The organism is Neobacillus drentensis (genome assembly GCF_036962125.1).
Classification (GTDB): Bacteria; Bacillota; Bacilli; order Bacillales; family Cytobacillaceae; genus Neobacillus; species Neobacillus drentensis_B.
In genome coordinates, this window is the sequence record NZ_JBALOA010000006.1 from 43,361 (window position 1) to 59,108 (window position 15,748).

Sequence of the window (15,748 nt, forward strand, 5' to 3'; positions counted from 1 at the left end):
GTTGTCGATAATAGACGTAAGTTGATCTTAATTAAAAAAGAAAGGAAGGAATCATCACTTGAAAAAAATGAATTTCAAAACACTTGTTGCCTTTATGTTGGTTTTACAACTGACGCTGATTGGGCCATTAGGTACGATTCAGCATTCTTCGGCAGCGAGCAACCCAATGTCTGAACAACTAATCCATGAATTTACTCAAAATACGTGGGCGTATAATCATTTATTTACAAGTCCAAGTGGACAGCTCTTTCTCTCTCATGTGAAAACTAATGCAGAAATCGTTGTGAAAAAATGGAGCCAGAATACGTGGGAAGAGGTTACCTCCATTAAGAAAAGTGTCACTGGTGATAACTATTTTAATGGCGAATCGGACTTAGCCGTAGATGCAAACGAACGGGTCCATATGGCTTTTTTATTTGAAAAGGGAACAGGCCTTACGAGCCAGCGGGGTGTAAAATACGGAGTCTATCAAAATGGCAGTTGGACTTTCCAAACCATTGATGCTGCCTCGGACACATGGGGCTGGAAAAACATGTTCGATCCAAGTATTGCCATCGATACCGATGGCAAGGCCCATGTCGTTTATGTTTATAATGATGCGAACGATCCGCGAAAATATGAAATTCGGTATGCTACAAATCAATCAGGATCGTGGGTAGTTAAGACCCTCGCCAGCGGGGCAAATTCGAAGGATGAAGTAAAAGACCCGCAAATTGAAATCGATTCAAACAATAAGATTCATATTACCTATGTCAAGGAAGATAATCAGAATAGTTACTATGGAAATTATTATTATACTCACAAACAAGTGAATGAAGCAGAGTTTTCTTCGGCAGATAAGATCGTTGACGCAGTTGCAGATCAAAAGGGATATATCTATACCCCGTTTGTGGTAGATTCGGCTGGAAAAATAACCTTTGCTTTCTATCAAGGCAATCGATACTCTAGCAATCTAGCGAATGAAACGTTTATCAGCCATGTTCAAAGCAATCAATCGGGCTCATGGCAAAAAGAAGTAGTTAATTCTGATCAAAGTAAAATCACTTACCCGATCCAAGTATCCCAAGTTGGTTCGAAAAGTATTTTATTAATGTATTCCGTTTCGAAAGATTCCCCTGCATCCTCATTAGGCTTTTTTGCGATGGAAAAGGATGGCGGAGCATGGACAAAGGGAACAACGGACGTTATCCCCAGCTTAACCAATCAGACTCCAGGTGAAATGACCTATTCTATCGATGATCATGGAAATGTGACCGTCGTCCTGTTAGATAACGGGTTACGAAAGATATCCTATCTACGTGGGACAGGTGCAGACTTTGGTTTGAATTTTAAGTCTAGTAATGCTGATTTGAATCAGTTAACGGTGAGTCCTGAGGGATTGCAGCCTGGATTTAGTCCGGCCATCACCAACTACACCTCGTCTGTTGGAAATGCCGTTCAATCGGTCTCTGTTACCGCAACTGTCGCGGATGCAAAGGCAACGGTTACTGTCAAGGGAATAGCGGTGAATAGTGGAAGTTCTACTTCGATTCCATTAAATGTGGGAAGCAATTCAATTCCTGTGGTTGTCACAGCTGAAAATGGTGCAACCAAAGTTTATACTGTAACGGTGACAAGAGCAGCCCCATCAAATAATGCTAACTTAAGTCATTTAACCGTTAGCACAGGATCATTGAACCCTTCCTTTGATCCGACGAAACAGCAATATCAAGTGAGTGTACCTGCTAGTACGGATCAGATTCGTGTGAAACCAACAGTCGCAGATGCCAATGCAACAGTAACGGTGGATGGTCAGGTTGTTCCAAGTGGAATGGAAACGAATCCGATTAGTTTAAAACCAGGAGACAATCCGATTTCTGTGGTTGTTACTGCCCAAGACGGAACGACAAGGACCTATACCGTCACAGTGGCTCGAAATCATCCTCCAACGGCAAAGGACACGACCCTTGCTGTTGATGAAAATGCAGAAAGGGGAACCATGGTAGGGAACTTAGCAGCAAATGATTCAGAGGAACAACCACTGACCTATCGCATTTTATCAGGGAATTCTAGCAATATTTTTGACTTAAATTCCGCGACCGGAGAAATAAAGGTGGCGGATGGTAGTTTACTAGATTATGAAACAACGAAATCCTATTCATTAGCGATCCAAGTAAGTGATGGAATCGACCAAACAACTGCCATTGTAACCATCAATGTGAATGACCGTAATGATAATCTTCCTGTTCCCAAAGGATTTACGGTAACCATTCAGGAAAATACAGCAACTGGAACCTTGGTTGGAACCGTAACGGCAGCCGATGTGGATACAGTCAATACCTTTACGTACAAGATTACCGCCGGTAACACGTATGGTGCGTTTGCGATTGACGCTAATACTGGAAAAATAACGGTCGCGGACGGAAGCAAACTAGACTATGAGACGGTCCGGACTTTTACCTTAACGGTACAAGTAAGTGATGGAACAAATTCGGCCGACACCACCGTGTCGATTGACTTAAGCAATTTGAATGACAATCGACCGGTGGCCCATGATGCAAGTTTTGTTGTTGATGAAAATGCCGTGAATGGCTCCATCGTTGGAACGGTTACTGGCAGTGATGCCGATGGGGACTTCATCCAATATTCGATTGTTCTAGGAAATGAAACAGGCGCCTTTACGATCAATCCGACTAGCGGGGAAATTCTCGTCCTCGATGGCGGCCAACTCGATTTTGAGACGAAATCAAGCTATACATTAACCGTCCTAGCTAGTGATACAATTTTATCAACTCGATCGCTTTCAGCTTATTCGGTCTATACATCCTTGTTTGCGACAAGTTTGACTGAAACAGATTTAGCGACAATTACGATTCATGTGAATGATCAAAATGATAATCGTCCAGTTCCCGTGCCTTTTACAAAAAGCATTGCTGAAAATAGTGCAAATGGGACGTCGGTTGGAACGGTTTCCGCAACTGATGCAGATGCGGGAAGCACGTTTACCTATAACCTGAAAGACGGAAACTCAGCAGGTGCGTTTACGATTGATCCATCAAGCGGTGAAATCAGCGTGGCTGATGCAAGCAAACTAGACTATGAAACGGTCCGGGGTTTTACTTTAACCGTTGAAGTAAGTGATGGGAAAAATACGGCTGATACCACCGTAACGATTAACTTAACGAATCAAAATGATAATTCGCCGCTTGCTGAAGATGGAGCCTTTACGATTGCTGAGAATACGGCGGCCCATACAGTTATTGGTGCTGTTAAGGCAAGCGATGCGGATGGAGATTCGCTAAACTACCAGATTATTAGCGGAAATTCAGCCGGCGCTTTCATAATTGATGCTAGTAATGGGGACATTTCCGTTTTGGATGGTTCACTGCTAGACTATGAAACAACCAAAAGCTTTGCTCTAACCGTACAAGTAAGTGATGGAGTGAAAAGTGCAGAGGCACAGCTGACGATTACCTTAACCAATCAAAATGACATGGTACCAGTAGTAAAAGACGGCAAGTTTTTGATTGAAGAAAATGCTGGAATTGGTTCCGATGTCGGTGTGATTGAAGCAAGTGATGCAGACGGTGATTCGCTAAGCTATCAGATTACAACGGGAAATGAAGCCACTGCGTTTACGATTGATGCTGCCACTGGAAAAATAACTGTAGCAGACAGCAGCAAACTAGATTTCGAAGAATACGAGAATTATCAGCTAACGGTACAAGTCAATGATGGCATCCATACAGCTGATGCACATGTAACCATTAACCTAACGAATCTAAATGACAATCCACCGGTTGTCGATGATGGAACGTTTACGATCGATGAGCAGGCTGCGAACGGTACTGTCGTCGGAAATGTTACTGCTCGTGATGCCGATGGCGAGGCTGTCACGTATACGATTGCCTCTGGTAATGACAAAGGGATTTTTACCATAACTGACACAAAAGGAGAATTGACGATTGCGGATGCTTCACAATTAGATGCGGCAACCCAAGCAGTTCATACCCTATCGATTCGGGTAAGCGATGGATTGCATACCGCTACTTCAACTGTTACTGTTCATCTTCTTTCGAGTGATGCAACACTCAGCGATTTAACGAGCAGCAAAGGGAAGTTAACCCCTGAATTTAACCCTGGTACGACTCAATATAAGATGACGGTAGGGGAAAGTATTGCTAGTCTCAAACTAACACCAACCACTGCAAATTCAAACGCCACTGTCAAAATTAACGGGAAATCAGTTTTGAGTGGAAAAGCTAGTGATGAGATTGCGTTAGCGTTTGGGAAAAACAAGATTACCATTGAGGTAACAGCTCAAAATGGGAAAACAAGGACTTACACAATCACCGTGATGCGTTTAAAATTAGTTGTGACGTCCGGTCCAGTCCTTCATGGAAAAACGGTAACGGTGTCTGATGAAGAAGTGGAATTGCTTGATAATCATGGAACACTTGTGGTTGAACTAAAGAAAAGTCTGGACAATGTAACCCAGATTAAATTGACAAGCGCACAACTAGAAACACTCGTCAATCAGCAGGCACGCATTAAGATTGTCAAGAATGATGTGGAACTGCAGATCCCAGCGGTTACTTTTGAAAAGGGGAAAGACCTGATCGTTAGTTTAGAACGACAAGATAAAAATCCGAAAAAGCTTCCTTTTTCCAATTTAGCAATTAGTAGTGTATATGACTTTACTATTTTACAAGGGGACCACATCATCCATCAGTTTGACGATGGGATTGAATTAGTGTTTCCAACAGCTGGTGAAAATCAGGCAGGTAAAGTGTATTATTGGAACGAAGCGAAGAAAAAATGGGAGCTAGTAGGCGGAACGTACGAAAATGGTCAGATTAAAGCATCGACCCATCATTTTAGTACATTTGCAGTTTTTAATCCAAAGGTTCTCGCGGTAAAAGCACCAACAACCAACCCAGCGGAACCCGGAAAAAAACCATCAAATGACTCAGGAGCACCTGTGAAAAAGCCAACCTCCGATTCGGAATTACCATCGACAGCCACGAACATGTATAACTGGCTGGTTGCGGGGATTCTGATTTTAATCCTTGGAGGAACCATGCTGGTAGTTCAGCGATTAAGACAACGAGACGAAAATATTTAACAGACTGATGATAAAAAGGGCCGAATCAAAGTTAGGAAATTAATAACTTTGATCCAGCCCTTTTCATTTTTTTAATAATCTATGCTTGGATAAGTGAAGGCAAAATTATTCAAGCTTTAGATTATTAAATGTGCCCTTTTTATATTCCTGACTTAATTTATGAGCCTTTTTATAAAGGACATTGTTTTTCCCTTCGCTTATTTCCCCAACAAATTTAACCTCAAATTTCCCCTTCAGTTCAGTTAATAACTGATTAAACAGTTTGATAAAGGGCTTTACTGAACCCTGATAAGAATTTTCACCAATAGAAATTCCTTTTGACCATGGTTCTTGGTCTGTTACGATAATCGCTTTATTAATATTCTTCTTTTTCATCCATCGTAAAGCATCAAATAATGCCAAAAATTCTGAGACGATCGATTTGGTGGTTTTTAGATTCCGTACATTTGAAATACCGGTTACTGTTTGATTATGTTTAAATACTACTATTCCTGTTCCCGCAATATGATTATCAAAATTATATGATCCATCAACGACAATCATATAAGTATCCTTAGGAATAGTTCCATTGACAGGGTTTAATAATTTCTGCTTGGACTGATTTGTCACCGGTTCTTTCGTTTTACCAACAGCGCCCTTCCGATAATGCTCAAGGATATCCTGAATATGAAAAAACTCTTTTTCCCCAACTCTTTCAAAAGGCATCCCTTTCTTACAAAGTGCCTGCAGATTCTCTTTGGTGATCCTCAATGTGGCTAGGATGGTCTCTTGTGTTACATATTCTTGGATGGTTCGTCCTTTTTGATCACGGAAGTCATTCTCTAAGCGTTCCTGAGATGGTTGGTAAGTTTTATGCCATTCTACGACTTCACTCTCTAAGAACCTATAGTCATTCCCAATTAGAAAGTGAGGCATTCCATCCTCAAGATAGGCGTTCAATTTCTCTTTTTTTACCTTTAGTCTACTTCCAATTTCATTTGGTAAAAGTAAAACTATTGGCGCTTTCTCTTTTGGTATTTTACTGATTGAACTCACCTGCGTTCCGTTTATGTTGTATATAAATTATACTATTTCAGGAAGACTTATCCAAGTAATGAAAAAAGATTAGGAGGTTCTCCTAATCTCTTTTGCCAGTGAACGATTATTTTTCCATCAGCCATTTCATAACGGTTTTAGAAGCTTCTTTATCTAATAGGTTGCCAGGCATTTTTTGCGTGCCTTCATTGACGATTTTTAGGACGTCAGCTTCTGAATACTTACTTTTCATATTTGTTACAGGCGGGCCGACTGCGCCTTGTAATTGATTTCCGTGACAAGCTGCACAGCTTTCCTTGTAGATTGTTTCCCCATCCATCGCCGTATTTGTTTTCCCTGATGAACAGCCTGTTAATAATAGAAGCACTAATGCAGTAATAGCCCAAAGTCGATTCACGTTGTTTCCTCCAAACACATTAAAATAGTAAAAATGTTCTATATCTCTATCTTAATAGAGTTTGAGTATGAAAATTCATAGCAAATATGAACAAAAATAAAAACTTCATCGCTCTCTTCAAAACCTATCAAACAAAATTCGTTTTGTCGAAAAATAATGTCTGAATTAAGTGACATTTGAAACAGTCAAAATTCGACATTTCCTTTATGATAGGCAGTATATGGATAATAATAAATGAGTATTTATGCACCATGCATTGAGAGGGGCCCTCTATGAGAAATCAAGGTAAAAAGTCTGATTTAAGTATGCTTATTCAAACCTTTAAATCCGTTCTGTCAACTCTGCCTGTTCCTTGTTTTATACTTGATTTAGAGGGGACGTTTGTCTTTTCCAATGATGCAACGACCGCGCTGACGGGGTATCAAAGAGAAAGAGATTTCAAACGGAGTTTTCTCTCTCAACTGGATGATGAATATATTGATAAAACGATCGAGCATATTAAAAACGTACTTACGGGAGAAAGCCTTCGAGTTCAGATTGAAATCAGGCATCAAAGTGGGAAGAATATCCCCGTTACTATCACTTCAATTCCCCTAGAGATTCGTGGCCTCGTTCAAGGAATATGTGGTTTTATTTTAGAACAAACCGAAAAATCCGCGAGTATCCATCAACTTTATGATCCAAGCAATTGGGATAAGATTTTTAATGAAATCGATATATGTTTATGGTCCGTCGATGCAAAAACGATGGAGACGCTGCAAATCTCCTCAGCCTGCCAGCGTGTTTTGGGTTTTACTGAGGAGGAATTTGTTCAGAATCCCTATTTGTGGTTAGATATCCTCCATCCCAAGGATAAATCCGCCGTCTTAGAACAACTCGGGGTATTAGAGACGGGGGAGTCCGTTAGACTTGAATACCGAATTCGCAATAATCAAGGAGACGATAAGTGGATTTATGATTATATCGTTCCCATCTTTGATGATGATTTAATGGGTCCTGTCAGATATGATCGAGTTGTCATGGATATTAATCATCGTAAAAAAACCGAAGCAGAATTGAAATATTTAGCTTATCATGATCCGTTAACCGGATTACCGAATCGACGGGAATTTGATAAGCAACTTCGTAAAGCAATCATGGAAGCTAAGAGAAATGAGCAATTTGTTGGAATCTTATTTATCGATATTGATCGGTTCAAGGATATCAATGATTCACTTGGGCACAAAATGGGCGACCGCTTGATAAAAATCTTGGCTAACCGCTTAAAAAGTCACTTACGTGCTGACGATGTAGTTTCACGTCGAGGCGGAGATGAGTTTGTCATTTTATTAAAAAGTCTGCCGAATGGCCAAGTGATTGATGAAATGGCTGCAAGAATCAGTCAAGTGGTGGCGGAACCGGTCACACTACATGATCATGAGTATCGAATGAGTGTCAGTATTGGGACGAGCTTCTTTCCAGACCATGGGCATGATGGTGAGGTGCTAATGATGAGGGCCGATCAAGCGATGTACCTAGCGAAGGAGAATAAAGCGGGGATTCAGCAGTATCAACAAGGAATGTCCAAGAGCCTGTCACGAAAAATGCTCCTTGAACAATATCTTCATCGTGCGATTGAAAAAAATGAGCTGTATTTAGAATATCAACCGATTTTCGATGTGTATGCGAAGAAAGCAATCGGTCTTGAAGCACTCCTCCGTTGGGAGCATCCTGTCCTGGGGAGCATTTCTCCTGTTGAATTTATCCAAATTGCCGAAGAATCCGACTTGATTATTAAACTAAGTAATTGGGTCTTAGAATCAGTCTGTAGCCAGCGCCGGATTTGGTTAGACCGGAGTCAGTCGTCCTTTTATATCTCTATTAATGTGCCTGCAAGACAAATACATCAAGATGATTTCATTGATTCAATCAAACAATCATTACAAAAGTATGACCTGCCACCGGAGCTATTGAAAATAGAAATTACCGAAAGAACAGCGATGACCCATGTCGAAAAAACACTGAAGACGATGCGCGAGCTGCAGGAATATGGCGTGGATATCATTCTCGATGATTTCGGGATTGGTTACTCATCGATTAGTTATCTAGTTCAGTACCCGTTTAATACGATTAAGATTGACAAATCATTTATTCAGGGCTTGGATAATAAAAATCAAAAGTCGGTGTGCCGGGCATTAGTGGCTATGGGCAGAAATCTTGGGATGAATGTGGTTGCTGAAGGTGTCGAGGAAATGGAGCAATATCAATACTTATGCAGCATTGGCTGCCATAAAATCCAAGGTTACTATTTTAGCAGACCGACATCGGTCGAGAAGGTGGAGACGTTTTTCTAGGCGGGGCCAGCAAACCATATTCATCTGTATAAAACTTCAACTATTTTCATAAAGTTATTGAAAGGGGAGTGATCGGAATGACCTATACGAAATCGATAAGCGCTGGACTTATTGCTCTGGTTATTATCGTAGTTGGCATTTTTTCTGGTACTACCGTCGACTCTGGATATCGGGGGGTTCTGTTGCAATTAGGCGCGGTTAAACCGACGATTTTAACAGAGGGATTTCATTTTAAGATGCCATTTATTCAAACCGTTCAACCGATTGAAGTCCGTGTCCAAAAAGAAGAAAGTTCACAGACTGCGGCATCAAAGGACCTTCAAATGGTCACCGCAATGGTGGCAGTCAACTATTCCGTCGACCCGGAAGCGGTCAATAAGCTTTATCAACAAATCGGCTTAGATTATCGCTCCCGCATCGTGGACCCTGCGATTGCAGAATCATTAAAGGCGATTACCGCCCAGTACACGGCGGAGGAATTAATTTCAAAACGGCCAGAGGTATCAGCGAAAGTAAAAGACATGCTTGCTGGAAAACTGACAAAATACTATATGATTCTTGAAGATATTAATATTAAAGAATTTGCTTTTTCTGATGAATTCAATAAAGCGATTGAATCGAAACAGACAGCTGAACAAAATGCACTGCGAGCCAAAAGGGATCTTGAAAGAGTCAAAATTGAAGCGGAGCAGAAAGTCGCTCAGGCGGGTGCCGAAGCGGAAGCTTTACGCTTGAAAAAGCAAGAAGTAACTGAGGAATTGATCCAATTAAAGCAAATTGAAGTCCAAGAAAAGGCCTTAGAAAAATGGGATGGGCACCTGCCAAGTGTTACAGGCGGAGCAACGCCATTTGTTGATTTAAATGGGCTTTCGAAAAAATAAGAAAGAACTTTTTTCAAAAATATACAGAAGGTAGCCATTGCTGATGGCTACCTTCTGTGTATTTCTTGTACTATTGGGATGGAATCAGGTGAATCGCTAATTTCTCCCTCGCTTTTCCAATCAATTTGTGGACTACTTTAATTCGGTTCAACATGGACATGTACATCATAGACATGATGTTCTTTCATTAATTCATTTTCCACCTTGGTGGCAATATCATGGGCTCCGCGAATATCTAAATCAGAATTGACAAGAATTACAATATCTACAACCACGTTATTTCCGTAACTCCGGGCTTTGATGTCTTTAACACCTTTAACCCCATTACAATCAATGATCGTTTCTTTATAGGTCTCGATTTGTTTTTCGTCAAATCCATCGGTTAAATGATGGGAAGCATCTCTAAAAATCTCCCAACCGGTCTTACAGATAAGTAATCCAACGATGACCGCAGTAACAGGATCGAGCCAAGGAAGACCGAATTGGGCACCAATGATCCCGATAAAGGTACCGACACTGACCCAGGCATCTGATAGGTTATCCTTTGCTGCCGCCATGACAGATTGGCTATGTGTCACTGTAGCTAATTTTTTATTATATCGATATACAAAATACATGACCAATGCACAAACGAGGCCTGTCCATGCTGAAACCAAATCTGGCGTTTCATTTCTAGCATAAAATATGCTCGAAACTGCTTCAAATGTTACTTGTATCCCTACAGCGATCATTATAAATGAAGCGACCATTGAGGCCACTGTTTCGGCTTTCCAGTGTCCATAGGGATGGTCATCATCAGCTGGACGCTGCGATAATTTAAGACCGATCAGTACAGCTATTGATGCAATAATATCTGTTAAATTATTTAATCCATCTGCCTTAAGGGCTTCAGAGTTTGCTATAAAACCGATTGTTAATTTTAATGAAGATAAGCAGATATAAGCAATAATGCTTATGATCGCTCCCCGCTCGCCTCTTTTTAAATCCAGATATCCCTGTTCTTTCATGTTTCTATCCCCCAACATTTCTCCAATTATATTATGGAATAAAACTATCTAGTGGGTCTAGAGAAACCTTTTGTCATCATTGAAACTATGTAATGTTGATGAAAGATAGTTTCACTGAGGCAACTTTAGGAATTATTTTAGAAAAGGAACTAGCCATACCTCTAAACCACATCGCCAGCTTTGAGAAAAATTAATAAACATTGATGAATCTTCTAATACTAATGATAGCCCTTATTCTAAGGGAAGTGGTTAAATGCGGAGATTTTAGGGAGATGCAAAGTTGGAAACATTTTATCGTCCATTAATCGTTTTTATCGCTGGATTTTTGTTTTTAAAGGTGACGGGAAAAAAGGCCGTATCGCAGATGCATGCCTTCGATTTATTGTATATATTTGTCCTCACTAATATTATTAGCGCACCAATTGAAGTCAGACATTTAGGAAAAGCCTTAACCTATGCTGTAATGGTCGTCATTTTATATAAAATTTTTATACGTTTATCCTTACATAATAAATTAAGATGGATTTTATATGAAAGTCCTACGGTATTAATTCAAAATGGTGATATTGATAGAAAAGGGCTTAAAAAAGCACGTATGCCTATGAATGAATTATTATCCCATTTACGAGTACAAGGCTATACAGATACCCGAGAGATTGCGATGGCAGTGATGGAGGAAACAGGAAGTATAAGTGTCATTCCCAAGTCTGAATACCGCCCGATTGAACCCAATGATTTACATTTAAAAGTTAAGAAAGCGTATCTTCCTATTCCATTGATCATGGACGGTCAAATTCTTGAACATAATCTAAAATATCTTCAGGTCGACCAAGGATGGCTACTTGCAGAAGTAGAAAAACAGGGGGAAAAAGTAAATGAAATCTCATTAGCCACGTATTTAGAAAATGGAAAACTGTCTATTGATAATAATGATATAGAAGAACATCCTAGCGACCCTTATTTCTATAAGCCAGGAAAAGATAACTAATGGGTATTGTAATAGGGTTCCAATGGACAAAAACAAAGAGCTAATCGACATCCTACGATTAGCTCTTTTTTAGTGGTTTGATGATGATTGAAAGTGAAATCATATTTTTCTTAATGTAAAAATATCATTAGTAATAAAGTTAGGAAAGGAGAAAAATTAGCAAAAAATAATGATCGAAGGGGTGGAGTCGATGGCTAAGGTAGGAAAGGATGATTTTGTAAACGGGTTTGTTCCGCACCATAATCATGGTTCAGTCGACTATACTGGGGTTGAGGCAGGGCATGTTCATCAATGTTTAGATGTCACCTCTCCTCCGATTCAGACTCAGGACCATAATCATATTCATTATACTGAAGGATATGTTGTCTTTGAAAACGGACATACCCATCATTATAAGGCATACTCAGGTCCCGCTATACCAGTAGGAAATGGAATGCATGTACACTATTATGACTTTTATACCACTGAGGACGATGGACATCGGCACCATGTTAGAGGTGTCGATCAGCCTGCTCCAGGTAATAGATAACAAATGTAACTTAGGCACCTGACACCGGCGGTAATGTTAGTAAAACCTTTAATGGTTACCGCCCTTGTCTTTTACTTTTCCGCTCATTTGATTTTTTAATTCTCATTACTTTAGTGGATGGCTGTTTTCGAATCCATTGAATAAACCGTGCTAGTTTCTCGTCGGCACGTAACTCAGGAAGGGTTGTTAATCGTGCGGCGATTTCCTCATTTGTATAGAGAGCATGGATTTGCTTATGACAGGGGATACATAAATTTGCTGTTGAACCAAAGGTTCCACCCATTTCTTTTGGAAGCAGGTGATGGACAGTCGTTTCCACCTTCTCTCGTCTACAAAGCTCACATCTCTCCATTGTATTCCCCTCCAGACATTTTGAAGATAGTATTTACCATGCACTTTTGTATCATTCTCCTCCTCCTCTAGTAGAAAAATATCTCTAATAAAATAACACTTTGGAAAGAATAAATTAGGAAAGGGGAATGTATATGAGTATGGAATTAACTATTAACTGGAAAGAAAAGATGGCCTTTTCTGGCGTCTCACCGAGTGGGCATGAATTTATTATGGATGCCGCTCCGGAAGTGGGTGGAGAGAATACGGGCCCGAGACCCACGGAACTGCTGCTCCAGGCGGTTGCCGGGTGCACAGGGATTGATATTATCTCCATCCTACAAAAGATGCGTCTCGAGCCTACTGCTTTTCAAATGGATGTAAAAGGGGAGCGGGCCGAGGAACATCCGAAACGCTTTACATCGATTAATATTCATTATGCGCTAGACGGTGAATTACCTGAAGATAAGGTGGTCCGGGCGATTCAGTTGTCAAAAGACAGATACTGCTCCGTTTCCCATTCCTTAAATGCAGAGATTACCGTCAGCTATTCGATCAATGGAGTGAAAGGGGAAAAGGTGGTATAAAAAGAAGAAGTAACAACCGCCGGGCTGTTACTTCTTCTTTTTTAATATTCATTCTAACCATTATCCGTCATTAACATATACCGCAAAATCGCAGCAAGTCCTGCACCATGCTTGAATTCACCCTTCTCAACTAAGGTTTTCACTTCATGCATCGTCAATTTATGTACTTCTATTTGTTCACTCGATTCCAAGTTTTGCTCGGTAGTGCTGAGGCCCGCTGCGGCAAATAAATAAATCTCCTCACTTGTTGAGCCTGGAGAAGGAAAGAAGCTTCCTAAATCCAGCCAATATTCAGCTTTATGACCGGTTTCTTCCTCTAGTTCCTTTTTGGCCGTTTCCTGCGGTGAATCACTTTCTTTTTCAATCATCCCAGCTGGCAGTTCCCATTCCCAGCTTTTTATTGCATGACGATATTGTTTTATGCAAATGATTTCTTTCTCCTCCGTAATCGGAAGGATACATACACCCTTCGCAAAATCTAAATAGGAAAAGTCCTTTTCCTCTCCATTTGGAACGATGACCTTTTCAATCACCACACCAAAACGATCTACTTGTTCTTTCCTCGAACTACTTATTTTCCAAACCAATTTCCTTCACCTCAAATTTCATCATCATAAATCCATTTTACACTCTTTTTTATAATTGGCGAATTGTAGTCAGGGCGGATAATTTTCCCATCATTTGCAAACGATAACACGTAAACGCATATTTAGTAAGGGAGAAGGTGCGGCGGATGAACCAAATACCTCCATATCGCAGGCAAAGGTCTTATCTATCCCAATTTACAACTGGACAAATGCATTTAAAGAATCCGTGGGTTACCGCTTTCTTTTCCTTTTCCTACCCTGGGTTTGGGCATATCATGCTCCATCGCTACATGGTGGGCTATATTCTTATTCTTTGGGAGACCTTTATTAACGAAAGGGCGAAAGTAAACCTTGGAATTTTATATACATTAATAGGTGAATTTGAAAAAGCAAAGGAAGTTCTAGATGATCGCTGGTTAATTTTATATCTGGCAATGTACATGTTTGGAATCTGGGATAGTTATCGGACAACCATTGATATCAACAAACAGTATATCTTAGCCGACCGAGAAGATGCTCCTGTCCTAAACATCAAAATGGGAGCATGGGATAACAACTTCTTAGATAAACGAAAACCTGTCAATGCGTTAATTTGGTCAGCGTTATTTCCAGGCTTGGGTCATCTTTATCTTCATCATGTGATTACCGGTTTTTTTATTTTTGTTTATGCTGTGGCGATTACTTATTTAGGACATATTCCGCATGCCATCCATCTCTCAATGACCGGCCATTTTGCTCAGGCGAAAGAGGTGATCGATATGCAATGGGCCCTTTATTTTCCTTCAATCTATTTTTTCATTATCTATGATTCCTATTCCTCCGCCATCGAACACAACAAATTGTTTGAAAAAGAAATGTCAAAATATCTTCGGCAAAAATATCAAAACAAGGACTTTATTTTTCCATTATAGAAAGTGAGTGTAGTCAATTGTATGTTATTGCCACTTTCGAGAATTCACTCTTTATTGAATTAGCTATATCTGCAATGGAGCAAAAGGGAATCCCTAAAGAAAAAATTTTAGCCGCACCGCTGGAAAAACGTTCAGAACCAAGGCAATTGTTCGACACGATTCACCGGGCCGATGGACTGAGTCTGTTTGATGGGTCCGCTATGCTTGGAACTTGTTTCATGCTGCTTGGTGCCATTTATGGATATGTTCTAGAATGGGGTCCGATTATTTGGGGGATTATTGGTGCGGTCAGCGGATTACTATTGGGATTTCTTATTAAAATGCTCCTTGTGAAAAATAAGCAGCGAGGAGAAAAAAGTATCACCGCAGAAATTGTATTAATGATTCGCTGTGAAGAACTACAAGGGGAAATGATTGAGAAAATTTTATGGGAAAATACGGCTCTGGGAATAACCAGAATAAATAATGGAATTAGCCCTCACTCGTCCAAAGTTTAAGCGCTTAAGTATGGAAGCGTGACGAGGGGGGATTTTTCAGTTTAATTTTGATTATACGTCAGGAAAGTGAACTTTTTAGCACAAAGTCATTCAGTATTCGGCATATTCCGATGCCTTCATTAAAATTAATTGTCATAATCATCGTGAAGATAGTAGATAGTGTCGAGATTTGATGATGAAATCTAATTTCATGTAGCCGCTTTCACTTGTTAAACTTAAGTCCTGAGTTCAAATATTAAGGAGTTATGAATATGACTAACGAAAATCTTTTTATGCAAATCGAAAATTTAAGAAATAATATGATCAGAGTGGGATTATCAAAAGGTTTTACCTCAGCGGAAACGGTGAGTCTAAGTGAAAGACTTGATAAGTTAATAAATTTACAAATGGGGCTGTTTTCCAAGGTTTCTGCTTAAATACATATGATGTATTTCATATAGATTGATAGAAATATCATTTGATATTCTAAAAAGAACACTCACAGTGAAAAAGCGTAAAAGTCCTGTGTGGGGACCTTTACACTTTATTGTTTTATAGGAAATAATAAAATATTTAATTGTGG

General features: G+C 39.9%; 14 protein-coding genes. 9 read left to right on the forward strand and 5 right to left on the reverse strand.

The window, feature by feature from the left end; all coding sequences use genetic code 11:
* Window positions 1-67: 67 nt before the first annotated feature.
* A complete protein-coding gene (locus V7121_RS07255) occupies window positions 68-5,104 on the forward strand; it encodes a cadherin domain-containing protein (RefSeq protein ID WP_335546236.1) in 5,037 nt (1,678 codons plus the stop codon).
* A gap of 105 nt (window positions 5,105-5,209) precedes the next feature.
* Here the strand turns inward: V7121_RS07255 and V7121_RS07260 are convergent, their stop codons facing one another.
* Together V7121_RS07260 and V7121_RS07265 are read right to left on the reverse strand one after the other, a co-directional pair.
* Complete coding sequence (locus V7121_RS07260; RefSeq protein ID WP_335546194.1) at window positions 5,210-6,139, reverse strand: reverse transcriptase-like protein; 930 nt, start codon at window positions 6,137-6,139, stop codon at window positions 5,210-5,212.
* 106 nt (window positions 6,140-6,245) lie between these two features.
* A complete protein-coding gene (locus V7121_RS07265; protein ID WP_335502285.1) occupies window positions 6,246-6,536 on the reverse strand; it encodes a c-type cytochrome in 291 nt (96 codons plus the stop codon).
* Between the two features lie 272 nt (window positions 6,537-6,808).
* Between V7121_RS07265 and V7121_RS07270 the strand changes: the two genes are divergently transcribed.
* Entirely contained in the window at window positions 6,809-8,869 is a 2,061-nt protein-coding gene (locus tag V7121_RS07270; RefSeq protein WP_335546196.1) for a sensor domain-containing protein, read from the forward strand.
* Between the two features lie 77 nt (window positions 8,870-8,946).
* Window positions 8,947-9,750, forward strand: coding sequence for a prohibitin family protein (locus tag V7121_RS07275; protein WP_335502287.1), 804 nt, complete (start codon window positions 8,947-8,949; stop codon window positions 9,748-9,750).
* 137 nt (window positions 9,751-9,887) lie between these two features.
* Here V7121_RS07275 and V7121_RS07280 read toward each other — a convergent pair whose 3' ends face one another.
* Window positions 9,888-10,757, reverse strand: coding sequence for a cation diffusion facilitator family transporter (locus V7121_RS07280; protein ID WP_335502288.1), 870 nt, complete (start codon window positions 10,755-10,757; stop codon window positions 9,888-9,890).
* Between the two features lie 280 nt (window positions 10,758-11,037).
* Here V7121_RS07280 and V7121_RS07285 point away from each other — a divergent pair, with 280 nt between their 5' ends.
* Together V7121_RS07285 and V7121_RS07290 are read left to right on the forward strand one after the other, a co-directional pair.
* Window positions 11,038-11,745, forward strand: coding sequence for a DUF421 domain-containing protein (locus V7121_RS07285; RefSeq protein ID WP_335546198.1), 708 nt, complete (start codon window positions 11,038-11,040; stop codon window positions 11,743-11,745).
* Window positions 11,746-11,935: 190 nt separating this feature from the next.
* Entirely contained in the window at window positions 11,936-12,274 is a 339-nt protein-coding gene (locus V7121_RS07290; protein ID WP_335546200.1) for a YmaF family protein, read from the forward strand.
* A 55-nt stretch (window positions 12,275-12,329) separates the two neighbouring features.
* Here the strand turns inward: V7121_RS07290 and V7121_RS07295 are convergent, their stop codons facing one another.
* Entirely contained in the window at window positions 12,330-12,626 is a 297-nt protein-coding gene (locus tag V7121_RS07295; RefSeq protein ID WP_335502291.1) for an HNH endonuclease, read from the reverse strand.
* Between the two features lie 139 nt (window positions 12,627-12,765).
* Between V7121_RS07295 and V7121_RS07300 the strand changes: the two genes are divergently transcribed.
* Window positions 12,766-13,191: an OsmC family protein gene (locus V7121_RS07300; protein WP_335502303.1), complete on the forward strand. Its 426-nt coding sequence runs from the start codon at window positions 12,766-12,768 to the stop codon at window positions 13,189-13,191.
* Window positions 13,192-13,244: 53 nt separating this feature from the next.
* Here the strand turns inward: V7121_RS07300 and V7121_RS07305 are convergent, their stop codons facing one another.
* Window positions 13,245-13,778 carry an NUDIX hydrolase gene (locus V7121_RS07305; protein WP_335502293.1) on the reverse strand — a complete coding sequence of 178 codons (534 nt, stop codon included), beginning with the start codon at window positions 13,776-13,778 and terminating at the stop codon, window positions 13,245-13,247.
* Between the two features lie 146 nt (window positions 13,779-13,924).
* Between V7121_RS07305 and V7121_RS07310 the strand changes: the two genes are divergently transcribed.
* The 3 genes from V7121_RS07310 (at window position 13,925) to V7121_RS07320 (ending at window position 15,602) form a co-directional block, all read left to right on the forward strand.
* The gene (locus V7121_RS07310) at window positions 13,925-14,689 is read left to right on the forward strand and encodes a hypothetical protein (RefSeq protein WP_335502295.1); all 765 of its coding nucleotides are present in this window, start codon (window positions 13,925-13,927) and stop codon (window positions 14,687-14,689) included.
* A 17-nt stretch (window positions 14,690-14,706) separates the two neighbouring features.
* A complete protein-coding gene (locus V7121_RS07315; RefSeq protein WP_335502297.1) occupies window positions 14,707-15,186 on the forward strand; it encodes a hypothetical protein in 480 nt (159 codons plus the stop codon).
* Window positions 15,187-15,437: 251 nt separating this feature from the next.
* Window positions 15,438-15,602, forward strand: coding sequence for an aspartyl-phosphate phosphatase Spo0E family protein (locus V7121_RS07320; RefSeq protein WP_335502299.1), 165 nt, complete (start codon window positions 15,438-15,440; stop codon window positions 15,600-15,602).
* Window positions 15,603-15,748: the final 146 nt, after the last annotated feature.

What these genes read in the sequence shown, in the direction of transcription:
- V7121_RS07320 (WP_335502299.1), top strand. Translation starts at nt 15,438, where the DNA reads ATGACTAACGAAAATCTTTTTATGCAAATCGAAAATTTAAGAAATAAT.
- V7121_RS07290 (WP_335546200.1), top strand. Translation starts at nt 11,936, where the DNA reads ATGGCTAAGGTAGGAAAGGATGATTTTGTAAACGGGTTTGTTCCGCAC.
- V7121_RS07270 (WP_335546196.1), top strand. Translation starts at nt 6,809, where the DNA reads ATGAGAAATCAAGGTAAAAAGTCTGATTTAAGTATGCTTATTCAAACC.
- V7121_RS07275 (WP_335502287.1), top strand. Translation starts at nt 8,947, where the DNA reads ATGACCTATACGAAATCGATAAGCGCTGGACTTATTGCTCTGGTTATT.
- V7121_RS07300 (WP_335502303.1), top strand. Translation starts at nt 12,766, where the DNA reads ATGGAATTAACTATTAACTGGAAAGAAAAGATGGCCTTTTCTGGCGTC.
- V7121_RS07255 (WP_335546236.1), top strand. Translation starts at nt 68, where the DNA reads ATGAATTTCAAAACACTTGTTGCCTTTATGTTGGTTTTACAACTGACG.
- V7121_RS07295 (WP_335502291.1), bottom strand. Translation starts at nt 12,626, where the DNA reads ATGGAGAGATGTGAGCTTTGTAGACGAGAGAAGGTGGAAACGACTGTC.
- V7121_RS07280 (WP_335502288.1), bottom strand. Translation starts at nt 10,757, where the DNA reads ATGAAAGAACAGGGATATCTGGATTTAAAAAGAGGCGAGCGGGGAGCG.
- V7121_RS07310 (WP_335502295.1), top strand. Translation starts at nt 13,925, where the DNA reads ATGAACCAAATACCTCCATATCGCAGGCAAAGGTCTTATCTATCCCAA.